The 24,641-nt window shown below is 33.7% G+C and carries 24 protein-coding genes; 22 read left to right on the forward strand and 2 right to left on the reverse strand.

Annotated elements, in window-relative coordinates:
• Window positions 1–2: 2 nt before the first annotated feature.
• The 5 genes from sigE to EDD66_RS04875 all read left to right on the forward strand — a co-directional run bounded on the left by sigE (window position 3) and on the right by EDD66_RS04875 (window position 3,708).
• A complete protein-coding gene (gene sigE / locus EDD66_RS04855) occupies window positions 3–746 on the forward strand; it encodes an RNA polymerase sporulation sigma factor SigE (protein WP_123608429.1) in 744 nt (247 codons plus the stop codon).
• Window positions 747–906: 160 nt separating this feature from the next.
• On the forward strand, window positions 907–1,689 hold the full coding sequence (sigG, locus tag EDD66_RS04860) for an RNA polymerase sporulation sigma factor SigG (RefSeq protein ID WP_123608430.1): 783 nt from the start codon (window positions 907–909) through the stop codon (window positions 1,687–1,689).
• 69 nt (window positions 1,690–1,758) lie between these two features.
• Entirely contained in the window at window positions 1,759–2,022 is a 264-nt protein-coding gene (locus tag EDD66_RS04865; protein WP_123608431.1) for a PRC-barrel domain-containing protein, read from the forward strand.
• A gap of 479 nt (window positions 2,023–2,501) precedes the next feature.
• Complete coding sequence (nrdR, locus tag EDD66_RS04870; RefSeq protein WP_123608432.1) at window positions 2,502–2,954, forward strand: transcriptional regulator NrdR; 453 nt, start codon at window positions 2,502–2,504, stop codon at window positions 2,952–2,954.
• A gap of 127 nt (window positions 2,955–3,081) precedes the next feature.
• A complete protein-coding gene (locus EDD66_RS04875; protein ID WP_123608433.1) occupies window positions 3,082–3,708 on the forward strand; it encodes a GyrI-like domain-containing protein in 627 nt (208 codons plus the stop codon).
• Between the two features lie 106 nt (window positions 3,709–3,814).
• Here EDD66_RS04875 and EDD66_RS04880 read toward each other — a convergent pair whose 3' ends face one another.
• A complete protein-coding gene (locus EDD66_RS04880) occupies window positions 3,815–5,137 on the reverse strand; it encodes a LysM peptidoglycan-binding domain-containing protein (protein ID WP_123608434.1) in 1,323 nt (440 codons plus the stop codon).
• Window positions 5,138–5,330: 193 nt separating this feature from the next.
• Entirely contained in the window at window positions 5,331–6,623 is a 1,293-nt protein-coding gene (locus EDD66_RS04885; RefSeq protein ID WP_123608435.1) for a LysM peptidoglycan-binding domain-containing protein, read from the reverse strand.
• A 200-nt stretch (window positions 6,624–6,823) separates the two neighbouring features.
• Here EDD66_RS04885 and EDD66_RS04890 point away from each other — a divergent pair, with 200 nt between their 5' ends.
• The 17 genes from EDD66_RS04890 to EDD66_RS04970 all read left to right on the forward strand — a co-directional run bounded on the left by EDD66_RS04890 (window position 6,824) and on the right by EDD66_RS04970 (window position 24,589).
• Entirely contained in the window at window positions 6,824–8,359 is a 1,536-nt protein-coding gene (locus EDD66_RS04890) for a YifB family Mg chelatase-like AAA ATPase (RefSeq protein ID WP_123608436.1), read from the forward strand.
• Between the two features lie 35 nt (window positions 8,360–8,394).
• Window positions 8,395–9,543, forward strand: coding sequence for a DNA-processing protein DprA (dprA, locus tag EDD66_RS04895; protein ID WP_123608437.1), 1,149 nt, complete (start codon window positions 8,395–8,397; stop codon window positions 9,541–9,543).
• Window positions 9,544–9,604: 61 nt separating this feature from the next.
• Window positions 9,605–11,677, forward strand: coding sequence for a type I DNA topoisomerase (gene topA / locus EDD66_RS04900; RefSeq protein ID WP_123608438.1), 2,073 nt, complete (start codon window positions 9,605–9,607; stop codon window positions 11,675–11,677).
• A gap of 176 nt (window positions 11,678–11,853) precedes the next feature.
• Entirely contained in the window at window positions 11,854–12,627 is a 774-nt protein-coding gene (gene codY / locus EDD66_RS04905; RefSeq protein ID WP_123608439.1) for a GTP-sensing pleiotropic transcriptional regulator CodY, read from the forward strand.
• 287 nt (window positions 12,628–12,914) lie between these two features.
• Window positions 12,915–13,304 (forward strand): flagellar basal body rod protein FlgB, encoded by a 390-nt coding sequence (gene flgB / locus EDD66_RS04910; RefSeq protein WP_123608440.1) that lies wholly within the window; start codon window positions 12,915–12,917, stop codon window positions 13,302–13,304.
• A 34-nt stretch (window positions 13,305–13,338) separates the two neighbouring features.
• The gene (gene flgC, locus EDD66_RS04915) at window positions 13,339–13,776 is read left to right on the forward strand and encodes a flagellar basal body rod protein FlgC (RefSeq protein ID WP_123608441.1); all 438 of its coding nucleotides are present in this window, start codon (window positions 13,339–13,341) and stop codon (window positions 13,774–13,776) included.
• Window positions 13,777–13,822: 46 nt separating this feature from the next.
• Window positions 13,823–14,134, forward strand: coding sequence for a flagellar hook-basal body complex protein FliE (fliE, locus tag EDD66_RS04920; RefSeq protein WP_123608442.1), 312 nt, complete (start codon window positions 13,823–13,825; stop codon window positions 14,132–14,134).
• Window positions 14,135–14,202: 68 nt separating this feature from the next.
• Complete coding sequence (gene fliF, locus EDD66_RS04925; RefSeq protein WP_123608443.1) at window positions 14,203–15,804, forward strand: flagellar basal-body MS-ring/collar protein FliF; 1,602 nt, start codon at window positions 14,203–14,205, stop codon at window positions 15,802–15,804.
• Window positions 15,805–15,810: 6 nt separating this feature from the next.
• Window positions 15,811–16,821 (forward strand): flagellar motor switch protein FliG, encoded by a 1,011-nt coding sequence (fliG, locus tag EDD66_RS04930; RefSeq protein WP_123608444.1) that lies wholly within the window; start codon window positions 15,811–15,813, stop codon window positions 16,819–16,821.
• On the forward strand, window positions 16,811–17,596 hold the full coding sequence (locus EDD66_RS04935) for a FliH/SctL family protein (protein ID WP_123608445.1): 786 nt from the start codon (window positions 16,811–16,813) through the stop codon (window positions 17,594–17,596). The genes fliG and EDD66_RS04935 overlap by 11 nt, the downstream gene beginning before the upstream one ends.
• A 32-nt stretch (window positions 17,597–17,628) precedes the next feature.
• Window positions 17,629–18,936 carry a flagellar protein export ATPase FliI gene (gene fliI / locus EDD66_RS04940; RefSeq protein ID WP_123608531.1) on the forward strand — a complete coding sequence of 436 codons (1,308 nt, stop codon included), beginning with the start codon at window positions 17,629–17,631 and terminating at the stop codon, window positions 18,934–18,936.
• A gap of 8 nt (window positions 18,937–18,944) precedes the next feature.
• Window positions 18,945–19,481 (forward strand): flagellar export protein FliJ, encoded by a 537-nt coding sequence (locus EDD66_RS04945; protein ID WP_123608446.1) that lies wholly within the window; start codon window positions 18,945–18,947, stop codon window positions 19,479–19,481.
• The gene (locus EDD66_RS04950; RefSeq protein ID WP_123608447.1) at window positions 19,481–20,248 is read left to right on the forward strand and encodes a MotE family protein; all 768 of its coding nucleotides are present in this window, start codon (window positions 19,481–19,483) and stop codon (window positions 20,246–20,248) included. Before EDD66_RS04945 ends, EDD66_RS04950 begins: the two co-directional genes overlap by 1 nt.
• A 119-nt stretch (window positions 20,249–20,367) precedes the next feature.
• Window positions 20,368–21,819, forward strand: a complete 1,452-nt coding sequence (locus tag EDD66_RS04955) for a flagellar hook-length control protein FliK (protein ID WP_123608448.1) — start codon at window positions 20,368–20,370, stop codon at window positions 21,817–21,819.
• A gap of 20 nt (window positions 21,820–21,839) precedes the next feature.
• Entirely contained in the window at window positions 21,840–22,589 is a 750-nt protein-coding gene (locus EDD66_RS04960) for a flagellar hook capping FlgD N-terminal domain-containing protein (protein WP_207667749.1), read from the forward strand.
• Between the two features lie 43 nt (window positions 22,590–22,632).
• A complete protein-coding gene (locus tag EDD66_RS04965) occupies window positions 22,633–23,034 on the forward strand; it encodes a TIGR02530 family flagellar biosynthesis protein (RefSeq protein ID WP_123608449.1) in 402 nt (133 codons plus the stop codon).
• 115 nt (window positions 23,035–23,149) lie between these two features.
• Window positions 23,150–24,589 (forward strand): flagellar hook protein FlgE, encoded by a 1,440-nt coding sequence (locus tag EDD66_RS04970; RefSeq protein ID WP_123608450.1) that lies wholly within the window; start codon window positions 23,150–23,152, stop codon window positions 24,587–24,589.
• Window positions 24,590–24,641 lie beyond the last annotated feature (52 nt).

Raw genomic sequence — 24,641 nt, forward strand, 5'->3', positions numbered from 1 at the left:
TCATGCTTTTAAAAATATCTATGACAAATAAATTTCAATTTCGAGTGATGCCGAATTTTAAAAGTATCATCTTTAAACAAAGAGGTGATATTCATTATATAGGAGGAGCTGAAGTTTTACCAGCACCATTGGATCCAAGAGAAGAAGCAGAAGTTATCAATAAATTAGGAACAGAATATGATACCCAGGTAAAAAGTATTTTAGTAGAGCATAATTTAAGATTAGTCGTTTATATTGCCAAGAAATTTGATAATACAGGGATTGGAGTTGAAGATTTAATCTCTATTGGAACGATCGGATTAATTAAGGCAATTAATACGTTCAATCCGGATAAGAATATAAAATTGGCAACGTATGCGTCCAGATGTATTGAAAATGAAATATTAATGTACTTAAGACGAAATAATAAAACAAAGATGGAAGTTTCCATTGATGAACCTTTAAATGTAGACTGGGATGGAAATGAACTTCTTTTATCTGATATTCTTGGTACAGAGGAAGATATTATATATAAAAATATTGAAGATGAAGTAGATCGTAAGTTATTAAATAAAGCATTATCAAAATTATCCGAGCGTGAAAGAATTATAGTACAATTAAGATTCGGCTTAAACACAGAGGATGGAAATGAAAAAACTCAAAAAGAGGTAGCAGATTTACTTGGTATTTCCCAGTCCTATATTTCAAGACTAGAGAAAAAAATTATTAAGAGGTTAAAAAAAGAGATGATCCGATTAGAAAGTTAGTTATTCAGTAAAGGGAAACAGATTTAAGGCTGAGCTGTAACGACGATTAATATGGGTTTCGTAAAAAAAGGAAATAATTACATAGAATTCAATCGTATAAATTAGAGCCTTAATGTGAATCATTTTATATAAGAATATAAAATGATTTGGAGGTTTCCACATGGCTCTATACAAGGTAGAAATATGTGGGGTAAATACAGCTAAGTTACCCCTATTAAAGAATAGCGAAAAGGAAGAATTATTTAAAAGAATCTTAGAAGGTGACAAAAAAGCCAGAGAAGAATATATTAAAGGGAATCTCAGATTAGTACTTAGCATCATACAAAGATTCTCCAATAGTAATGAGAATGTTGATGATTTATTTCAGATTGGATGTATTGGTCTGATGAAGGCCATTGATAATTTTGATGTGACCCAGAATGTAAAATTTTCTACCTATGCAGTACCAATGATTATAGGTGAAATCCGCAGATATTTACGAGATAATAACAGCATTCGTGTCAGCAGGTCTCTTCGTGATATTGCTTATAAAGCTATTTATGCAAAAGAAGCTTTAACGAAGAAAAACGACAAGGAACCTACTGTAAGCGAAATAGCAGAAGAAATTGGTATTTCTAAAGAAGATATTGCTTATGCACTAGATGCTATTCAGAATCCTGTATCATTATATGAACCAGTATATTCAGAGGGCGGAGACACTTTATACATTATGGACCAGGTAAGTGACAAAAAGAATAAAGAGGAAAACTGGTTAGAAGAAATATCATTAAAAGAAGCTATGGATAAACTTTCTTCAAGAGAAAATAATATTATTAAATTAAGGTTTTTCCAGGGAAAAACTCAAATGGAAGTTGCAGAAGAAATTAATATTTCTCAGGCACAGGTTTCCAGGCTTGAGAAGTCTGCACTAAAAAATATGAAAAATTATTTAATAGAGAGATAATGATTATGGTCATTAATAGGCACTCCTGTCATATATTATAATAACGTAGTATACGATGGGAGTTTTCTTATGCGAATCTGCGAATTAAGAGAAAAAGAAGTAATTAATGAAAGAGATTGTAAGAGACTTGGATATGTTTGTGATGTAGACATAGATATCTGTACAGGTAAAATTATTAATATTATTGTTCCGGGTCCTTGTAAAATCTGGGGTGTCATCGGCAGGGAGCATGAATATGTAATTAATTTCTGCTGTATTAAACAAATTGGCCCAGATATTATATTGGTCAACATAGACGAAGAAAAATGCTTCGTCAAGATTAAAGACTTTTAGTTACAGTTCAGCCATGCAGAAAGAAGCTTACAAATTGCACGTGGGTGCTTGCACACTAAGTGTAATTTGTAAGCTTCTTTCTATATGGCGCTCTGCCTAAGCGAGATGTAGGGAAGCGGAATCGAGCTTAGGGCTGAACTGTAATTATTTTATGACGCTTTACCTCACATCCTCATTTATCAAGTGTTACTTAAAATTGGCGCCCTCAGAAAGCTGGAATGTTTATCACATCAATAACCTAAAAAGAATAGCATGTGAATTATTAATCCATAAAGAGACCTTATGTACCGCTATGAGCGACAACCGAGTGAGAACGTGTCTCTGTTGGATAATAATCTCACACGCTATTTTTGTAAATCTAAATGTGATAAACATCATTAACATAAAACGGGCGCCCAATCATAATATGGAAAATACTTGACCAAAATTGCCAAGTTCAATATAATCATAAGTATATGTATTGAATAGGAGGGTTCAGGATGAAGTGTCCATTTTGTGGAGAAGATAATACAAGGGTTATTGATTCAAGACCGGCAGATGACAATAATTCTATCAGAAGAAGACGTCAATGTGATGAATGTAGCAAGCGATTTACAACTTATGAAAAGGTTGAGTCAATCCCTTTAGTTGTAATTAAAAAAGATGATATTAGGGAACCTTATGATCGTTCTAAAATTGAAGCAGGAATTTTTCGTTCCTGTCATAAGAGACCAATTTCAGTGGATCAAATCAATGCTTTGGTCGATGATATTGAAAATACAATATTTAATCTTGAAGAGAAAGAAATTTCAAGCAGCATTATTGGGGAGATAGTTATGGACAAATTAAAAGAACTTGATCCGGTTGCCTATGTAAGATTTGCATCAGTTTATCGTGAATTTAAAGATGTGAATACATTTATGAATGAACTGAAGAAGATTCTAGATAATTAAGATAAGACTGATTTTAATATTTTAAATGATTAAATAAAAAGTAAAGTAAAAGAAACATGACATACTGTTGTCCTGTTTCTTTTGCTATATTTAAGAGAAAAAATAACAAACGAAAGAGGTAGTATTTATGAAATATGAATGGAGGAAAAATGAGAAGGAGTTATATTTGCCAAAAGAAAAACCTGAACTTGTTCAAGTGCCAAAACAGAAATTTTTTATGATTCAAGGAGAAGGAAATCCAAATCATGAGGATTTTTCAGAGAGAGTGAGAGCATTATATTCTATGGCATATTCAGTTAGAATGATGCCTAAAAATGGATTTACTCCTGATGGCTACTATGAATATACTGTATATCCATTAGAAGGGCTATGGGATTTATCTGAGAAGGGAAGAACACTGGATAAATTAGACAAAGAAGAATTACTGTATACGATTATGATAAGACAGCCGGATTTTGTAGATGAAAATGTGTTCCAAAAAGCATATGGAATTGCTTATAATAAGAAAAAATATCCTTTATTAAGAGAAGTCACTTTTGGTGAAATACAAGATGGCCTGTGTGTCCAAATGTTGCATAAAGGCTCCTATGATGATGAGCCAGAGTCATTTGAGCAAATGATTCATTTTATAAAAGAGAATGAACTTGAAAGAACTACGCTGGTGCATAGAGAAATATATTTATCCAATGTGAATAAAACTGAACCGGAGAAATTAAAAACGGCATTAAGATATATGGTTAAGAAAATAGAATGATAAAATATAATTATTTGAAACAAAAGAACCATAAAAAGAACGCCTCTATTTTTGGTTTGGCGTTCTTTAAACATTAGAATATTTAATTTATTTTGTTTAAATCATGTTATACAAGTAGAAAATCTGTATTTTGATTGTCAGGTAATAGTTTAATGATATCGTATTGAGAATTAATAATCAACCATAATTGACGGTAATAAACCATGATATTCCACACACCGGTACCATAAATACCATGATCAGAAACTAAACGATTTAAGATATTTATACTTCTGGCATCTATAGACCATACAATATGCTGAATTGGTATACCAAAGTTATAATCATAATAGTAAAAATATGGTGTGTATGATATTTCATCAAACTGAATTGTCGTATTAACGTCATTTGCTAAACTAATAGTTGCATTTAGGGTCAGGGCATTAGAGTTTGATGAACCCTGTATGAAGGGAAGTTCCCAATTAAGGCTGATGATTGGTTTTCCTAATATGATTTTCTCAGGTTCAACTGTGGTAAGTACATAATCTATAAAAGCTTTTAAATTTGTGATAGAACTTACTGGTTTTGGTGGACCAAAATTTTTCCCCCAAATAAACCGTAAAAAAACCATAGCATTTACGTGTTGGCTGATTCCTGAATAATCTACTTTTTCAAAAGATATTTCGTCATTAATATTATCTATATGGGGATTGATAGTTACAAATATCATATATCCCTCACCGTTTAATCGACTTGCAACATTTGCAATAAATTCTTCGTATAAATAATAATTTGTAGTATTAACATAATTGAAAATAATATTTACCCCTTGATATCCTTTAGTTTTAAGAATATTAAGGGTCTTATCAATATTCTGGTTTTGATATTCTTTACTTAATAATATACTGAATTCAATTTCAATATTGGGTTCTCCCTGTTCTGTCAAGGTCGTAATCATCATTAGAGGAACTACACCATAATCTTTTGCTGTTTGCACAATCTCTGTGTCATCTGAACTAGTAATTATTTCTCCTTCTTCTGAAGTCCTATAATTTAAAACAGAAAGATAGGTAAGATTTGGTAATGTTTTACGTAGTGTATTCATGTTTATAAAAGGAAAAATATAACCCATTGTGGACAGGCTTCCAATGGTATTATAACTGATTATCAGAGTTTCACCTAAATAAAGAAAATTTCTCTCTGAGAGGAATGGATTGTTTCTCAATAATTGCATAAATGTAATTTGGTAAGTATTTAAAATACTTTCTATAGAATCCCCTTCTATAACTGTATGTGTCTGTTTTGGATATGAAATTACGATGGTTTGCCCCGGCACTAATTCATAAGGGTTTTCCAAAGCGTTATCCTGAATCAACTGATAAGCTGTTACACCGTACATACCAGCTATTGAAAAAATAGTATCACCGGGTTGTACTACATATATATTCATTATAGCCTCAAATTCATATTTTATTATTATTATATGATATAGGAATATAAAAGAGTTCTAATATACGGTATCTCATATAAGAAAAAGAACGCCATTACAGTATTCTGGCTTGACGTCCTTTTTTGTTTTTTCATTTTAAACTGTTAATTTAATCTATTATTTTATAAAGACAAAGAAATTCTTTCCTTTAATTTTATTCTATAATCTTAATAATATCATATTGGGAATTAATGATTAACCACAACTGGGGATAATATATCATTATATTCCAAATTCCCACTCCATTTAGATCATAATTCAAAACTAATCCTTCAAGTGCATGTATGCTTCTGGAATCTATGGACCATACAATATGCTCTACCGGCAGGCCAAAGTTAAAATCGTAGTAATAGAAATAAGGTGTCTGAGAGGGCTCATCAAATTGAATTACGGCATTAACCTCTTGAGCCAAATTAATAGTAGCATTTAAAGTTAGAGATATAGCCCGGGACCGGCCCGCAATAAAGGGGAGGGCCCAATCAAAACTAATAATTGGTTTGCCTATTAGTAGTTTTTCTGGGGGGACCAGAGTGATGACATACTCCGTCAAGGTCTTTAAATTAGTATAGGAACAAACTGGAGAAGGAGGTGAAACATTTTTTCCCCATATAAATTCCAGGAACATCATACCATTAACATATTGACTAATAGCCGAGTAATCAATTTTTTCAAATAATTCTTCGCTATTCTCTTTTTTAAAATTAGGATTGATGGTTATAAAAACTAAGTATCCTTCACTGGTTAAACGATTTGAAATTTTTGAAATATAGTTTACATAGAGGTTCTGATTCGTTACATTTAAATAATTAAAAGCAATATTTACGCCATAATATCCTTTGGATTTTAGGATATTAAGAATATTGTCTGCATTTTTATTTTGATATTCATCATTTAATAATAAAGTATATGCAACGTCTACATTAGGTTCTCCCTGGGTTGTTAAGGTTGTAAGCATCATTAGTGGAACCGTTTGGTATTCTTTAGCCAATTCTATTATCTCGAGGTCATCGGAATAAGTTATTATATTGCCTTCTTGTGTTGTTTGATAATTAAAGATTGAAAGATAAGTTAGATTTGGTAATGTTCTGCGAAGAGTGCCCGTGGAAATAAAAGGATATGCGAAACCATTCGTGGTCATTTGCCTAATGGTATGATAACTAATTACCAATGTTTCTCCTGGAATAAGATAATCTCTTCCTGAAAGTGATGGATTATTTCGAAATAATTGCAAAATCGTAATATCGTAAGCATTTGCGATGCTGGTTACAGAATCACCTTCTTTCACTATATATGTCTGCTTGGGATATGCAATTACTATGGTTTGCCCGGGCACTAAGCGATATGGAGTTTCCAGCTCATTATCCTGGATTAATTTTGCAGCTGAAACTCCATACATATTAGCGATTGAATCAATTGTGTCGCCTGGTTGTACTACATATATGTCCATCGTAATCCTCGAATTAATTATTATTATATTATATGTTTCAGAGAAGAATAATTTCTTCAATATATAACATACTTCTGCATTATAGGTAAAGACAGGAGAAATATGGATGTAATGGAAATTATTCCTTGATAATTTCGACTAAATTCTGTATAATTACATAGGGTAATGCTGCTTTCAAATGAGAATAGAAAGGAGCAAATATGTTTAATAAGACATTTAGCGCCGCTGTCCATGGAATAAATGGTTTTCTTGTTCAGGTTGAAGCGGATATCAGCGATGGCCTGCCTGAGTTCTTAATGGTAGGATACCTCGCATCAGAAGTAAAGGAAGCAAAGGAAAGGGTTCGAATCTCATTAAAGAACTCCGGATTTAAACTTCCTGTAAAAAGAATTACAATTAATCTATCACCAGCAGATGTCAAAAAAGAAGGTACAGCCTTCGATCTTCCTATTGCAGTCGCAATTCTGGTAACTCTTGGTTTCATTCCCGAAGAAAATATTAGAGATACACTCATTATAGGTGAATTAAGCTTAAATGGAGAAATTAATAAAGTAAATGGTGTCCTCCCTATTGTAAAAATGGCATTAGGTCAGGGCTTTTCCCGCTGTATTGTCCCGTTGGATAATGCGAAAGAAGGTGCAGTTATATCAGACATTGATGTAATTGGTGTAAAAAGTTTAGAAGAAGTAGTCAGGTATCTAAATAACGAAAGTATAATAGAACCAGAATATGTAGATGTAGAAAAGCTGTTTCAACATTATGACGAAGAAACGGATATTGATTTTTCGGATATACATGGACAGGTTGCAGCAAAAAGAGCAGTTGAAATTGCAGTATCAGGTATGCATAATATTCTATTTATTGGAACTCCTGGGGCAGGAAAAACCATGCTCGCTAAGAGAATACCAACAATTATGCCAGAACTGACTCTGGAAGAAAGTATGGAAATATCAAAAGTTTACAGTGTATTTGGTTTGCTAAATAATGATCAATCTTTAATTCTTAAAAGGCCATTTCGTTCTCCGCATCATACCATATCGCTTACTGCTCTTACGGGCGGAGGGAGAAAAGCAAGACCGGGGGAGATCTCTCTGGCTAATGGTGGAGTTCTTTTTCTGGATGAATTGCCAGAATTTAATAAGAATACTTTAGAGATTTTAAGACAGCCATTAGAAGATAAAGATGTAACAATTACAAGGCTAAATGGTAGTTTTAGGTATCCTGCAAATTTTATGCTGGTAGCGGCCATGAATCCATGTAATTGCGGATATTATCCTGATAGAAACAGATGCAGCTGCTCTGTCAATCAGGTACAGAGGTATCTGGGAAAGATCAGCCAGCCACTATTAGACCGAATTGACATATGTATAGAAACATTACAGATAAATTATAAGGAATTAGAACAAAATATTATAAATGAATCTTCCAGAGAAATAAGAAAACGTGTGATGAAAGCGCGAATGATCCAGTTAGAAAGGTATCAGGAGGAAGAAATTCATTTTAATTCAGAATTAACACCAAAAATGATTCAAAAATATTGTAATCTTGGAGCATCAGAGAAAAGGCTCCTTGAGAAAGCATTTCATCATTTAAATTTAAGTGCAAGAGCGTACCACAGAATCCTTAAAGTGGCCAGAACGATTGCTGATTTAGAAGATTCTCTGGATATTAAAGCATCACATCTAAACGAAGCCATCTGCTATCGAAGTATTGATAAAAAATACTGGTCTATGTAAATAAGAATAAAAATTAGAGAGCAAAGGATGATGAAATGTTAAATGATGAATATATTCATTGGTTGAATTGCCTTCCTGATATAGGAATCAAAAAAGCAAATGAGTTATTAGACTATTATAAAGATGCAAGGAATATATATTATGCAAAGGAGGAAGAATTAATATTAATTCCCAGTTTAACAAAACAAAATATTGAATCAATATTAAGTGATAAAAATAAAGAGTCTGCCAAAATATCTTATGATAAATTATATAAAAAAGGAATATACTTTGTAACAAAAGACAATACAGCATATCCGGAAAAGTTAAAACATATTTTTGAACCGCCTATGGGATTATATGTCAAAGGAAGATTTCCAAAAACAGACATAAAAACGATGGCTATCATTGGAGCCAGAAATTACTCTGTTTATGGTAAAGAAATGGCAAAGTTTTTCGCAAAGGAATTAGGTGAGAAAGGTATACAGGTTATAAGCGGCCTGGCAAGAGGAATTGACAGCTTTGCTCATCAAGGAGCAATAGAAACAATTGGCGGTACTTTTGGAGTATTAGGATGTGGCATTGATATATGTTATCCCAGAGAGAATATTGAATTATATACCAGGATGGAGCAATGTGGAGGAATCATTTCTGAATATGGACTTGGAATTCCGCCGCTTCCCGGCTTATTTCCAATGAGAAACCGGATTATCAGCGGGCTTTCTGATGGAATATTGGTCATAGAGGCAAAGCTTAGAAGTGGTACATTTATCACTGTTGATTATGGATTAGAACAGGGAAAAGATATTTATGCGATACCAGGCAGAATAACGGATATATCAAGCAGTGGATGCAATAATCTAATTAAAATGGGAGCCAAATTGGTGACTTGTGTCGATGACATTATTGAAGAATTTATTGCAAATTGTGAAAATTTGTGTTTAGATAAATATTGTGATTTATCAAGTGATTTAAAAGAAGAACTTAATTTAAACAATTTTTTAGGGAATAAAAAAATTTACAAAAAACTTGAAACAAAAGAAAAAATAGTTTATGATATGTTAAGTCTGAATCCAAAACATTTGGAAGAAATTATTTTAAATACCGATTTAGATATGAAAGAATTGATAGACATTTTAGTTAATTTGCAGCTAAAAGACTGTATAAAGCAGATTGGCAATCATTATTATGTATTGTCAACATAGGTAAAAAGGTAGTGCAAAACCGGGAGATTCTGCAATTACCTATAATATAAGGAGTGTTATTATGCCAAAATATCTTGTAATAGTGGAGTCACCAGCAAAGGCAAAAACAATTAAAAAATTTCTGGGTTCCAATTATGAAGTTCTAGCTTCAAACGGACATGTTAGAGATTTACCCAAAAGTCAACTGGGAATCGATGTGGAACATGATTATGAACCCAAATATATAACAATCAGAGGGAAAGGGGAATTATTAGCCAATCTTCGTAAGGAAGTGAAAAAATCAGATATCGTTTATCTTGCGACTGACCCTGACCGCGAAGGAGAAGCAATTTCCTGGCATCTTACAAAAGCATTAAAAATAGATGAATCTCATATTCACCGGATTACTTTTAATGAGATAACCAAAAATGCAGTAAAAGCATCTATTAAGCAGGCAAGAGATATTGATATGGATTTAGTAAATGCACAGCAGGCAAGAAGAATCCTTGACAGAATGGTGGGATATAGTATAAGCCCCCTTTTATGGGCAAAAGTAAAACGAGGATTGAGTGCCGGCAGAGTCCAGTCTGTTGCCCTTAGACTCATTTGTGACAGGGAAGATGAAATTAATGCATTTGTTCCGGAAGAATATTGGAATCTGGAAGCCTCCTTTCATGTAAAAGGAGATAAAAAACCTCTAATTGCCAAATTTTATGGAGACAGTAATGGTAAAATTGCTATCCATAATGAAGAAGAACTGAAATCTATTTTGAAGCAATTGGAAAATGCAGATTATAAGATTACAGATATAAAGAAAGGTGAAAGGATAAAAAAAGCACCAAATCCTTTTACTACAAGTAAACTGCAACAAGAAGCCGCAAAGACGTTAAATTTTTCAACTCAAAAGACAATGAGAATTGCACAGCAGTTATATGAAGGTGTTAATGTTAAAGGAAAAGGCAGCATAGGTCTGATCACATATTTACGTACGGATTCTATCCGTGTATCTGACGAAGCGGATGCCAATGCAAAAGAATATATTAAGACTACCTATGGTGATTCTTTTGTTGAAAAAGAGGCCAATGGAAAGAATAGTGGAAAGAAAATTCAAGATGCCCATGAAGCAATCAGACCAACTTATATTGAGCTGACACCCACTATTGTAAAAGATTCTTTGAGCAGAGATCAATTTCGCCTTTATCAACTGATATGGAAACGATTTATTGCCAGCAGAATGCAACCGGCTAAATATGAAACAACTTCTATAAAAATAGATGGTGGGGGTTACCGTTTTACTACGGCAGCATCAAAGGTAGCTTTTTTAGGGTTTATGACTGTTTATTCCACAGAAGAAGATAAAGAAGTAGAGAATGTCTTATCCGGCAACATAAGTGAAGATTCAGAACTTTCTCTAAAGGAATTAGAACATTCACAACATTTTACACAACCACCAGCCCATTTTACAGAGGCTTCCTTAGTAAAAACATTGGAAGAATTAGGAATCGGACGGCCAAGTACGTATGCACCAACCATAACGACAATTATTGCAAGAAGATATGTGGCAAAAGAGAATAAAAATCTCTATGTGACTGAACTTGGAGAGATAGTGAATCGCATTATGAAATTGGCATTTCCAAGTATTGTTGATGTGAATTTTACTGCCAATTTTGAATCTTTATTAGATAAGGTGGAAGATGGTTCTATCAATTGGAAGACTGTAGTAAGCAATTTCTACCCTGATCTTGATGAAGCTGTAAAAAATGCTGAAAAAGAATTGGAAGAGATTAAGATTGAAGATGAAGTAACCGATATCCTTTGTGATGACTGTGGAAGAAATATGGTTATTAAATATGGCCCTCACGGTAAATTCTTAGCTTGTCCAGGATTCCCGGAATGTAGAAATACAAAACCTTATTTAGAAAAAATAGATGTAGATTGCCCAAAATGCGGGAAAGGTATCGTAATACGTAAAACCAAGAAAGGTAGAAGGTATTATGGATGTGAAGGAAATCCGGAATGTGATTTTATGACCTGGCAAAAACCATCCAAAGAAAAGTGTCCGAAATGTGGGAATATTTTGTTAGAAAAAGGGTCAAAGTTAGTTTGTATTGATGAAACATGTGGATTTGTTAAAACTAGCAAAGAAACCCATTAGATTGTTTACACAATTATTTTTTCTGTTGGAATAGTTGATAAACATAAAAAAATATGTAATATTTACTAAAGTATGTGTCAAAAGTCATAAATAAGTATTGTTTTTAGCTAAAAGGTGTGTTAAAATTTAGAAAGTAGTACAATTGGATGGGTATATAGATAACTGGGAGGATTATAATGAGTGTACAGTTGTTAGACAAAACCAGAAAAATTAATAAGCTTTTGCACAATAATAACTCGCATATGGTAGTATTTAATGATATATGTGATGTGTTAAGTGAAATCTTAGATTCCAATATACTTGTGATCAGTAAAAAGGGCAAGGTATTAGGGATCAAGAACAGAGGCGACGTTGATGAAATCAAAGAATTAATTAAAGATAATGTTGGAGGGTATATTGACAGCATGCTTAATGAAAGACTGCTAAATATACTTTCCACAAAAGAAAATGTAAATTTGGTTACATTAGGTTTTGAATTCCCGAATGTTGAAAAGTATGAAGCGATTATCACTCCAATAGACATTGCGGGTGAAAGATTAGGAACTCTCTTCTTGTACAAGAGTGACGAAAAATACACAATCGATGATATTATTCTCAGTGAATATGGTACCACCGTTGTAGGGCTTGAAATGATGCGTTCAGTAAATGAAGAAAGTGCAGAAGAAAGTAGAAAAGTTCAAATTGTAAAATCGGCAATCAGTACTTTATCATTTTCAGAGTTAGAAGCGATATCACATATCTTTGAAGAATTGAATGGCAATGAAGGCATTTTAGTTGCCAGTAAAATAGCAGATAGAGTTGGAATTACAAGATCGGTAATCGTGAATGCACTCCGTAAATTTGAAAGTGCAGGAGTAATTGAATCTCGTTCTTCAGGAATGAAAGGAACGTATATTAAAGTGCTCAATGATGTAGTTTTTGATGAACTAAAAAAGATGAATCATAAATAATTACATATATTTAAACAATTGTACAAAAGAATATATGGTATAAGGTGCTAAAGTGAAAACAATACGAGAGATGAAAAACAATTATAATATGGGTGTTCAAGAAAGGGATATGGCCTAAGGTCATATCCCTTTTTGGATAGGTATTTTGTCCTATTATGACGAAAAAAATCGTTGAAAATTCTGCATTTAATATATACATTACGTTAAATAAGTGTAAATTTAAGAATTTTTATTGTTTTTTTGTCAAAATAAGTTATAATTGTTGTTAGAGGAAAGGAAGTGTTCAAATGATAGGATCTGATGCATATAATTACATCAATGTTTTAGATAAGGCTGCGGATGCCAGCTGGGCTAGAACCACTGTTTTAACAAACAATATCGCGAATGTTGACACGCCAAATTATAAGAGAAAAGATGTTCAATTTGAATCATATCTTATGGCGGCACTTGCAGGTGGTGAATCACTGGATGAGAGAGTAGGGGAAGTGGATCTGACAACACTGAATGCAACAACCTATACGGATCATGCCAATACAAGCTACCGAATGGATGGAAATAATGTAGATATTGATACGGAAGAAGCGGAATTCGCTAAAAATCAATTAAGGTATTATACAATTAGTGATAGTATTACACAGGAATTTAGCAGGATTAAAACTGTGTTGAATATAACCTGATGATAGTCAGCAGATAAATTGAGGAGGGTATAACATGTCGATGTTAGATGCACTTAATATAAGCGCGAGTGGAATGACTGCTCAAAGGCTTAGAACAGATATAATTTCACAAAATATTGCAAATGTAAATACAACACGTGATGCAAATGGTAATCCATACAGACGTAAAACGGTAGTTATGGCAGAGAAAGATGTAACGAGTTTTAGTAATGTACTTCGAATGGTTGCAGGTAATACCAGTAATGGTGTTAAAGTAACGAATATTGTAGAGGATACACAGACGGCAATGAGAGAAGTATACGATCCGTCTCATCCAGATGCCAATGAAGAAGGATATGTGTCATATCCTAATGTGAATACAGTTACAGAGATGACTAATTTAATAGATGCGAGCCGTTCTTACGAAGCAAATGTAACTGCTTTTAATGGAACCAAGAATATGATGCTGAAAGCTTTAGAAATAGGTAAATAAATAGGGGTATTTATTTGAGTTAGATTAATATATTAGGAGGCTAATAATGAATATTACATCGATAGGGAGTTTAGAAAGTGTAAGCACATATAATAAGAATTATGCGAGTAAAGTATCAACCACTCGGAATGAATCTTTTGAAGCATTATTTGAATCTGCACTTTCAATGATTAATGATACCAATAGTTTAACCAATGCGGCAGAAGAGGAAGAAATGAAATATGCATTGGGGATATCCACTAATACACATGATCTTCAGATTGCACAAAGCAAAGCCAATACTTCTTTACAATACACAGTTGCTGTAAGAAATAAGGTGGTAGAAGCTTATAAAGAAATTATGAGTCTACAATTCTAACACTAGTTAAAAATTGGAAAACACCTTTTTAATGAATCGTAGAATGATGTAACTGAAGGAGCAAACACATGGTAGAAAAATTAAAGAAATTACCTGCGCAATTATTAGAATTTTGGAATAAATATACAAGTAAGCAAAAAACTATCATTATTAGTGTCATTGCAGTTGTTTTTTTCACCATAGTATTATTATCTTATTTTTTAACTCGTACTCAATATACGAAATTAGCAGCTTTTGATAAAACTGCAGAAGCTAGTGAAGTAGTAGATTTATTGGAAGCCGAGAATATCAAATACAAGTTATCCAGCGATGGATTAGTAGTATCTGTGGATGAAAAAGAAAAAACCAATGCCTTAATGATTTTGGGAAATAATGATATACCTTCGACTGGAATGACAGAAGAAGATGCGTTTAACAATAGTATCAGTACGACGAATGAAGAGCGTAAATTAAAAACGATGTACGTTTTACAAAATAGTCTTAGAAACGATGTCATTCGTTATGCTGGTGTAAAAGATGCAGTTGTTCGAATTGACGAACCAGTTCAGGATTATACCATATTATCTGAAGAAAAAGAATCATCCGTAAGCGTACTGCTTACGACTACAGATGATTTTCAAACATCATCCGTTGATGCAATTGCGAATCATGTAGCTAACTCAGTTGGTAATCAGACACTTGATCATATTCGCATATCTGATCAGAATGGAAATTTACTATTTGGAGGAAATAATGATTTATCAGCAGGTGGTAACATCAATTCTTCTTTCGAATATAAACAAAGATTAACTAATACAATCGTGAACAATGTATATTCCGTGTTAATTAAAATGGGATATGATGATGCAGAAATCGGAGCATCCAATATAGTATTTAATATGGACAAAGTAACTGATCTTTATACAGAATATACTCCGGCGGAAGGAGAAGATCAGGGTGTTTTAGATAATAGTTATACGTATGAAAGCAAAGGGACTTCAGCCAGTGGCGGAGTACCGGGTACAGATTCTAATGGAGACAGTACGACTTATAACATAGAAACCAACGGGTCAACTGACAGTAGTGTTGTTATAGAGAAAAACCAGTATAAACCAAATGAAAGAGTTACGAATACTGAAAAAGAGATTGGTGCAGTAAAACCAGACGAATCTTCTTTAGGTATTGTATTAATTAATTATAAAGTAGTCAAAGAAGATGATTTGAAAAAGCAGGGGACATTAGATGGTATTACATTTGATGAATATATCCTGGAAAATGATGCAAGGACTCAATTGGAAGTGACACAGGATGTATATGATACGGTAGCAAACACAACAGGAATCAGCGCAAATAAGATGACGATTACTGCGTGGGAACAACCAATTTTTCAAGCATCTGAAAAGACTTCTCCATCCTTATCAAATTATTTAATGATTATTCTGGCAGTGTTAATCGTTGCATTATTAATTTTTGTAGTGTTTAAAGGAATGGCGCCAGTTGAAGTTACTGAACTTGAGCCAGAATTGTCAGTGGAACAACTGCTTGCAACTACAAAAGAGAATCTATCTCTTGAAGATATTGAATTTAGTGAAAAATCTGAGACTCGTAAGTTGATTGAGAAATTTGTGGATGAGAATCCGGAAGCAGTTGCTCAATTGCTTCGAAATTGGCTTAATGAGGACTGGGGGTAGAATAATATGGCGAAGAATACAGAAATATCGGGAGTTCAAAAAGCCGCGATTTTGTTAATTGCACTTGGACCAGAGAAATCTGCCAGTATTTTTAAACATTTAAAAGAAGAAGAAATCGAAACTCTGACTTTAGAGATTGCAAATACAAGAAGTATTTCACCAAATACGAAAGAATCTATCATGGATGAATTCTATGAGATCTGCTTAGCGCAACAATATATTGCAGAAGGTGGTATTGGCTATGCGAAAGAACTTCTTGAAAAAGCATTAGGAGCAGAAAAAGCAAGAGATGTTATTGGTAAACTTACAGCATCATTACAGGTCAGACCTTTCGAATTTGTCAGGAAAACAGATGCAAGTCAGTTGCTAAACTTTATTCAGGATGAACATCCTCAGACAATTGCTCTTATCCTTTCCTATTTATCTTCTGCCCAGGCATCCCAGATTGTTTCATCTCTTGCCCCTGATAAGCAGGCAGATGTTGCAAAACGTATCGCACAGATGGACAGGACTTCTCCAGATGTAATCAAGGAAGTGGAAAAGGTATTAGAAAGAAAACTATCTTCTTTGGTAAACCAGGATTACACAATTGTAGGTGGTGTAGATTCTATTGTAGAAATCTTAAATACTGTGGATAGAGGAACTGAAAAACATATTATGGAAACTCTTGAAATTGAAGAGCCAGAACTTGCAGATGAAATCAGAAGAAAGATGTTTGTATTCGAAGATATCTTATCGCTTGATGATAAATCTATTCAAAGAGTTCTTAGAGAAGTTGATAATAACGAGCTTGCTGTTGCACTTAAAGGTTCTAATGAAGAAGTTCAAAATGTTATCTTTAATAACTTGTCACAACGTCTGTCAACTATGATCCGGGAAGATATGGAATATATGGGTCCTGTTCGTATGAAGGATGTTGAAGAAGCACAGCAGAAAATTGTTAATATCATTCGAAAACTAGAAGATTCTTCAGAGATTATTATTTCCAGAGGTGGAGGTGACGAGATTGTTGTCTAATCTTATTAAATCCAACTATATTTATTTCAGTGGTACTGAAAAACGAGTGATAGATTCGAACAATCGTGAAGATATATATAAGTTTAATCCGGTCACAAATGTAGATGTTGAATCTGGTGATGAAGAAGCAAAAACATTTGTGGAAGGGATTAACGCAAAGAATGTGGAGATAACCCCAGAAATCAATACAGATGAAATGGTGGATGAGATTCTGGCAAATGCAAATGAAAAAGCGGAGCAAATCATTAATGATGGGATTAGCAAAGCGAATCTTGAAAAAGAAAAAATATTTGAAGATGCCAGAAATGAAGGGTACTCTATTGGCAAAAAAGAGGGTCAGGATGAAATCGCCAGGCTAAAAACAGAACTGGAAGAAAAGGTTGTTTCTCTTGAAAAGGATTATAACGAAAAAATAAAAGAGGTTGAACCGGCCTTCGTGAAATTAATGATTGATTATCTTTACAAATTAACTGGAGTTATGGCTGAAGATCATAAAGAAATAATTCACTATCTCATACACCAGGCAATTACAGGTACAGAAAATAGTAAGAATTACACAATTAAAGTATCAAAAGATGATTATCCGGTAGTGGAATCTAAGAGAGAAGAAATTACGAATATTTTGAAAAACGATGCCCAGCTTGAAATTATTGAAGACAACAGTTTAAGTAGTAACGAATGTTTCATTGAAACAGATAATCGTATGATTGATTGTAGCCTAAATATTAAATTAGAGAATCTTATTACAGATTTAAAGATTCTTGCACGTATTTAGCAGATTTTGAGGGGAAAGCAGGTAATCATTTGATATCCATAGACTTTAGCAAATATAGAGAATTACTTGATAAGTCATATGAAAAAAAACTTGGTAAAGTAGTTAAAGTTGTTGGTTTAACAATAGAATCTATAGGACCAGACGCAAGATTAAATGACTTATGTATTATAGTTTCCAAAGATAAAACCCAGACAATTATGGCAGAAGTAGTTGGATTTAAGGATGATAGAATTTTATTAATGCCTTACGACAATGTAGAGGGTGTAGGTATAGGAAGTACAGTTGAATGTACCAATGCACCATTAATGATTCCTGTTGGAGAGGATTTATTAGGGAAAACCCTGGATGGATTAGGAAATCCAATTGATGGAACCGATTTTAATTGCTATGACAGATATTCTGTAGAAGCAATGCCTCCAGATCCTTTAAAAAGGGAACTCATTGATGAAGTACTGCCATTAGGTGTTAAGGCAGTTGATGGAACCATCACAGTAGGTAAGGGTCAAAGAATTGGTATTTTTGCAGGAAGTGGTGTTGGTAAAAGTACGCTGCTAGGTATGTTTGCAAGAAATACAAAAGCAGATATCAATGTAATTGCGCTCATTGGAGAGCGTGGCAGGGAGGTTCGTGAATTTATTGAACGAGATCTGGGAGAAGAAGGAATGAAACGTTCCGTTGTTGTAGTAGCAACTTCTGATAAACCTGCTCTTATTCGTAACAAAGCAGCAAAAACAGCAACAGCAATCGCTGAATTTTTTAGGGATCAGGGGAAAGATGTTTTACTCATGATGGATTCCTTAACAAGATTTTCAATGGCTCAAAGGGAGATTGGTCTGGCATCAGGAGAACCACCGGTATCAAGAGGTTATCCGCCAAGTGTTTATGCACAAATGCCAAAACTTCTTGAGAGAGCAGGGAAGTCAGATATTGGCTCTATTACTGGTCTCTACACTGTTTTAGTTGATGGTGATGATTTTAATGAACCAATTACAGATACAGCGAGAAGTATATTAGATGGGCATGTTATGCTGTCAAGAAAGCTGGTTCACAAGAATCACTACCCAGCGATAGATGTTTTACAAAGTATTTCCCGTGTCATGAGTGCAATTGCAACAAGTGAACATAAACAAACTGCAAATAAATTAAAAGCAGTATTAGCAACTTATAATGAGGCAGAAGATTTGATTAATATTGGTGCTTATAAAGCAGGTTCTAATAAGAATATCGATTATGCGATCGCTAATATTGAAGCTGTAAATCAGTTTTTGACTCAGAATGTAAATGATAAATATGAATTTCCTGAGATAATAACTATGATGAGTGAATTGTTTGAAGAATAGGATAAGATATGGCAAAATTTATCTTTAAAATGCAAAATATTCTTGATATTAAATTTCGACTGGAAGATCAGGCGAAAACCGCCTATGGAGAAGCAAGAGCTAAACTAAATCAAGAAGAAAAGGTATTACAGGAATTTGAGGATAAAAAGGTATTTTATGAACAATTAACCAGATCTTTAATTCATCAGGAGCCAGAGGGAATGAATAATAACCTGTTTATAGCTAATGAAAAGGAATCAGAGAATAAGGTAACTACATCCAGGAGGTTAAATCTATTAGAGATTAAAACCCATGAGAATGCAATAGAAACCACAAAATATCATATAAAAGTACAAAAGATAAAAGTAAAGCAAGCAGAACATGAGTTAGAAATTGCGAGAGATAAGCTAAATAAAGCAATGATAGAAAGGAAAACTTATGAAAAGCTGAAGGAAAATGCTTTTGAAGAATTCAAGAAAGAAATTGATGCGGAAGAACGTAAGGAAATTGATGAATTAGTCAGTTTTAAGTTTAACAATACTACAAGTAGTGAGGAAGATAAATAATGGCAAAGAAGAATAAGAGGGATCAGCAATTCGACGGACTTGACCGGGAGAAGGAAAGTTTTGGTAGTAAGATTATAACTTCATTAATCATTCTTGCAATTGTTTTAATATGGCTTGGAGTTTTTGCACTATTAATAAAGTTTGATGTGGGAGGCTTTGGCAGCACGGTTTTAAGGCCGGTTTTAAAGGATATTCCTGTAATCAACCGAGTATTGCCGTCCGTTCCGGATGAACAGTTAGCAGAAGAGAATGATTATCCTTATAAGAACTACAGTGAAGCTGTACAAGTTATTAAAAAACTTGAGAAAGAACTGGACAGCATGAAACAATCAGAATCTGAAGAAGGTTCTAGTGTAGCCCAGTTACAAGCTGAAATCGATCGACTTAAAGTTTTTGAAGAGAATCAATTAGAATATGAGAAGAAATTAAAAGAATTTGAAACAGAAGTTGTGTTTAATGAAAAAGCTCCGGAAATTACTGAATATCAGAAATATTATGAAAGTATAGATCCTACACATGCGGAAGAATTATATAAACAAGTGATTCAGCAAATGCAGGTGGATGAAGAAATTAAAAATCAAGCCAAACAATATTCTACAATGAAGCCGGAAGAGGCAGCTCCAATTCTTGAAGTAATGACAGGAGATTTAGATTTAGTATGCAAAATACTAAGGAGTATGAAACCAAAAGAAAGTGGAGCAATTTTAGCAAAAATGGATAGTGCTATTGCTGCCAGAATCACAAAGAAAATGTCTTTAATGGAATAAAGCATCAAAATTATGAATGAGATACTAAGATTGATTATTAAATATAGTCAACTTAGCATAGAGCAGAGAATGGTTCATGAAACATTCAAAGCACAAATATTAAGGAAAGGAGGAGCCGTATGACAGCACAGACAATTACTTCGGGAGGAGTGAACATCCTTAGTTCAACCAATTCCGGTAATACATTAAATTCAAAAAATACGCCTGTTGATAGTGATTTTAGCAAGTATTTAAATGGCAATTTAAATTCTGACTATCAAAATGTATCTACCAGGGCTGACCAAAAAGCAAATAGTAAAAAAACAGTTGATGTAAATGCTTCACAGACAGGGAAAAAAAATCAAGTGGCAGATAGCGCAATAAGTCCTAAAGATACAAAAAAAGTATCCGATGCCAATGAAGAAAAAGACATAAAATCCACGATAATTGATGAAAGTAGTAAAGAAATTTCAGCTTTATCAGAGAAGATTGAATCTATAGTGAAAGAATCTTTAAATATCAGTGAAGAAGAATTAAATCAGATCATGAGTACATTAGGTTTGACAATGATAGATTTATTAAATGCTGATAATTTAAAGAATCTGGTATTAACAGCATCTGGTGAAACTGATATTACTGCAGTGCTTACTAATGAGAATTTATTGAATCAATTAATGAATCTGTCTGGGGAGATGAATCAGTTAAATATTCAAGACTTTGGAATTACAGAAGAAGAACTTCAATATCTTCTTGGTAAAAACTCTGATAAATCAACATTAGAATACAGTACGAGCGAAACAGAGATTTCAAAGGATAATAATATAGCTGATCAGGTCACAAAGGATATGCCTGTCGATGGAACGGAACCAGAGTCTCTTGAGCAGGAGATAAAGTTTACTGTTCACAAAGAAGTAAATGGCAATGATGCAAAAGAGAATCAGAAGGTTTACCAGTCACAGGAACAGAATCCGGATATGGAAAATGTGAAAGTTAGTGATGATGATAACAGGAATTCAGGCAATGAAACAATGAATGGAAATGGGCAGGAAAAGAATAAGGATACCTCTGTGGCCTCTAAGACTGATCAATTCATTAATAATCTTACCTTTACTACCATTCGAAATGATGGAGTAAATCAGGAAATTGTAGAAGTGACTCAGATGAGAGATATTGTGAATCAGATTGTCAGAGAAATCAGAATTAATATTAAACCTGATGCAACAGGCATGGAGCTTCATTTGAATCCGGAGAACCTTGGAAAAGTCAATTTATCAGTAACCACAAAAGAAGGTGTATTGACTGCACAATTTACAGTCCAAAATGCAGTGGCAAAAGAAGCAATAGAAAGTCAAATACAGATTTTGAAAGAGAATTTGAACAACCAGGGTGTTAAGGTAGAATCAATTGATGTCACAGTTTCAAATTTTACATTTTCAGAAAGTAATGAAACATTTAAAGAAGGCCAGGAACAAAAACAATCAAAAAGGCCTCTGAAATTAGATGGTTTTGATGAAAGTAATGACTTATCCATTGATGACAGTATTACGACTGAGATGTTAATGAATGGCAGTACAGTAAGCTACACCGCATAAAAAAGAAAGGAGGAAACAAAATGGCAGATTTAGTGAATGGTGTTGAAAATGGAGTATTAAAAGATATGAACACTACTTCAAAAACTAGTAATTATGGCAACAATACCCTTGGCAAAGATGCATTTCTAAAATTGCTGGCAGCACAGATGAAATATCAAGATCCACTTAATCCTAGTACAGATACGGAATATGTGGCACAGCTGGCTACCTTTTCACAGTTAGAGCAGATGCAGAATCTAAATACCACAAGTACGAATACCCAGGCATTTGGTTTGGTTGGTAAGAATGTTATTATGAAGACTGTTGATACAGGTGGAAATACAAGTTATGTAAGTGGCAGGGTTGATTTTGCTACAATGACCAATGGAGCTGCCTATCTCTCTATTAACGGAAGCCTATATCCGGCAAGTAATCTGGATACTGTAATTGATGAGGCATTCTTAGATTCCCTTGGTTTACCTTATGTAACTAAGACAGATTTAAGCTTTGATAAGGCAACACCAATTGACCAAAGTTTTCAAGTAAGTCTTGGAAGCAGTAAAAATGCTGCAACAAAAGCTACAATTAAGATTGGCGAAGTCACGATTGAAGATAAATATGTATCCATTAGTGAAAGTGGTTTATTAACAATCGATAAAGAGGCGTTAAAGGACTTTGAGGTTGGTGCTTATAAAGTTCAAATAGTATTTGATGATGTTAGTAAAACTACTGTGAAGGACACAGTTACCCTTACTGTTACAGATTCTACGAAGACACCAAGCGAATCTTAATATTCTGTATTATTAAGAATAGGATAGAAATGGGGAAGATGATATGAATATTTCTAAAAACAATTTTCCTTCCATTGAGCAGATGACAGGGCAGCTCGTCACCAATCCAAAAAACAAGTATGTGGACAAGCCTTTAAAGGCTGACTCCCAATCATTTCAATCTATATTAGAGAAGAAACAAGAGATAATTGATGGTGGTGAGTTAAAATTCTCAAAACATGCCAATGATAGATTAGCAGAGAGGAACATTGATCTGTCAGATTCACAACTGGAAAGACTTGAATTAGGAGCAAGAAAAGCTTCTGAAAAAGGAATTAATGAGTCTTTGGTGATGATTGACGATCTTGCGTTTATTGTAAATGTTAAGAATAATACGGTTGTCACTGCAGTAAATGATAGTGAGAATAAAATTTTTACCAATATTGATGGTGCTGTAATTATTTAAGTAGCTGGACCTTTTAGGAAGCGAATCATCTTTGAATGACAGAGAAGATGAAGAATATTATAGCAAATTATTAAAAAATGTGTATGAACATTTTTGATTTAGGAGGTCAAATATTATGATGAGATCATTATACTCTGGTGTTTCAGGTTTAAGAGTACACCAGACCAAGATGGATGTTATAGGTAACAATATTTCTAACGTTAATACCGTTGGATTTAAAGCAAGTACAGTTAATTTTTCAGATATCTTTTATCAAACCACTCAAAGTGCAACCGGACCAAATGCGCAAACTGGTGCGGCTGGACAAAATGCGAAGCAGATAGGTCTTGGTGCTAACTTAGCCTCTATTAAAACACAGATTACAACAAGAGGTGGAGCACAAAGAACAGACAATCCGTTTGATATTATGATTAGTGATGATTCTTTCTTTATTGTAAATAGTGGTGGAACAAACTATTTCACAAAGAGTGGTGCTTTTGAAGTAGATGCAGGTGGTACATTATGTACTTCTGATGGTGCTACTGTTATGGGATGGCAGGTAGACCCAACAGATCCAACAAAAATTGTTGCAAACCAAGTGTCTGCCCTTCGAATTATGTCACCAGAGAATCTATTAACAGAACCAGCAGCGACAGAAAAAACATATTTTACAGGTAATATTGATCAAAATGATACACAACTTGTGGACGGAAAGCCAACTCAGATGCAGTTCTATGATAATCTTGGTAATTTATGTACTGCTAAATTTGAACTTATAGAGTTAAACCCTCCAATAGAAGGTCAATATAATATGAATTTAATTGATATTTTAGGACCTAATGATAAGTCGATTTTTGCAACATTTGACGGTACTAAATATGTTAAATCAACTACTACTACTGCTGTATCCTTTGGGGGAATTTCTTATACTGTTGGTTCAGTTGATGAAGAAACAGGATTAGCTACGATAACAGGGGGAACCCAAACTGCTGGAACAAATACAATTACATTTAATCCAGGTAGCGGTGCCTTTGTACAAGTTGGAACAACTGCTAATGCCAAATCAACATCACTTACAATTACTTCATCCAGTACGGGATTATATAAACCAATCGATGTAGACTTCTCAACAATGACAATGTATGCAACAAGTGGTAAATCATCTATCTCATCTACCAAAGGTGGTTTAGATGGAACTGGTGCCGGTAAAAAAGTCGGTAATATGACAGGTGTCAGCGTAGATGCAGCCGGTAAGATTTATGGTACATATGATAATGGTGACCAGAAATTACTTGGCCAAATTGCAGTTGCAAGCTTCTCAAATCCAGCAGGTCTGGAAGCGGTAGGTAATAATCGCTTTGCAGAGACTCAGAACTCTGGTGGTTTTGATGGTATTGGTAAAGATATTTCAGCAAGCGGCGGTAATTTTTCAACAGGTGTATTAGAAATGTCTAATGTGGACCTGTCTGCACAATTCACTGATATGATTGTTACTCAAAGAGGTTTCCAGGCAAACTCAAGAATTATTACAACTTCCGATTCTTTACTAGAAGAATTGATTAATTTGAAACGATAATATCAATGAATTAAGGGTGGTATTTCCTTACCACCCTTAACTTGGAAAAAGA

Source organism: Mobilisporobacter senegalensis (assembly GCF_003752155.1).
Lineage (GTDB): Bacteria > Bacillota > Clostridia > Lachnospirales > Lachnospiraceae > Mobilisporobacter > Mobilisporobacter senegalensis.

Bases quoted from the DNA above. Each gene is read 5' to 3' on its own strand.
- sigE (WP_123608429.1), top strand. From the start codon at position 3: ATGCTTTTAAAAATATCTATGACAAATAAATTTCAATTTCGAGTGATG.
- codY (WP_123608439.1), top strand. From the start codon at position 11,854: ATGAGTGTACAGTTGTTAGACAAAACCAGAAAAATTAATAAGCTTTTG.
- flgB (WP_123608440.1), top strand. From the start codon at position 12,915: ATGATAGGATCTGATGCATATAATTACATCAATGTTTTAGATAAGGCT.
- EDD66_RS04965 (WP_123608449.1), top strand. From the start codon at position 22,633: ATGAATATTTCTAAAAACAATTTTCCTTCCATTGAGCAGATGACAGGG.
- nrdR (WP_123608432.1), top strand. From the start codon at position 2,502: ATGAAGTGTCCATTTTGTGGAGAAGATAATACAAGGGTTATTGATTCA.
- EDD66_RS04950 (WP_123608447.1), top strand. From the start codon at position 19,481: ATGGCAAAGAAGAATAAGAGGGATCAGCAATTCGACGGACTTGACCGG.
- fliG (WP_123608444.1), top strand. From the start codon at position 15,811: ATGGCGAAGAATACAGAAATATCGGGAGTTCAAAAAGCCGCGATTTTG.
- EDD66_RS04875 (WP_123608433.1), top strand. From the start codon at position 3,082: ATGAAATATGAATGGAGGAAAAATGAGAAGGAGTTATATTTGCCAAAA.
- fliE (WP_123608442.1), top strand. From the start codon at position 13,823: ATGAATATTACATCGATAGGGAGTTTAGAAAGTGTAAGCACATATAAT.
- dprA (WP_123608437.1), top strand. From the start codon at position 8,395: ATGTTAAATGATGAATATATTCATTGGTTGAATTGCCTTCCTGATATA.
- sigG (WP_123608430.1), top strand. From the start codon at position 907: ATGGCTCTATACAAGGTAGAAATATGTGGGGTAAATACAGCTAAGTTA.
- flgC (WP_123608441.1), top strand. From the start codon at position 13,339: ATGTCGATGTTAGATGCACTTAATATAAGCGCGAGTGGAATGACTGCT.
- EDD66_RS04885 (WP_123608435.1), bottom strand. From the start codon at position 6,623: ATGGACATATATGTAGTACAACCAGGCGACACAATTGATTCAATCGCT.
- EDD66_RS04955 (WP_123608448.1), top strand. From the start codon at position 20,368: ATGACAGCACAGACAATTACTTCGGGAGGAGTGAACATCCTTAGTTCA.
- EDD66_RS04970 (WP_123608450.1), top strand. From the start codon at position 23,150: ATGATGAGATCATTATACTCTGGTGTTTCAGGTTTAAGAGTACACCAG.
- EDD66_RS04945 (WP_123608446.1), top strand. From the start codon at position 18,945: ATGGCAAAATTTATCTTTAAAATGCAAAATATTCTTGATATTAAATTT.
- EDD66_RS04890 (WP_123608436.1), top strand. From the start codon at position 6,824: ATGTTTAATAAGACATTTAGCGCCGCTGTCCATGGAATAAATGGTTTT.
- EDD66_RS04960 (WP_207667749.1), top strand. From the start codon at position 21,840: ATGGCAGATTTAGTGAATGGTGTTGAAAATGGAGTATTAAAAGATATG.
- EDD66_RS04865 (WP_123608431.1), top strand. From the start codon at position 1,759: ATGCGAATCTGCGAATTAAGAGAAAAAGAAGTAATTAATGAAAGAGAT.
- EDD66_RS04880 (WP_123608434.1), bottom strand. From the start codon at position 5,137: ATGAATATATATGTAGTACAACCCGGTGATACTATTTTTTCAATAGCT.
- topA (WP_123608438.1), top strand. From the start codon at position 9,605: ATGCCAAAATATCTTGTAATAGTGGAGTCACCAGCAAAGGCAAAAACA.
- fliF (WP_123608443.1), top strand. From the start codon at position 14,203: ATGGTAGAAAAATTAAAGAAATTACCTGCGCAATTATTAGAATTTTGG.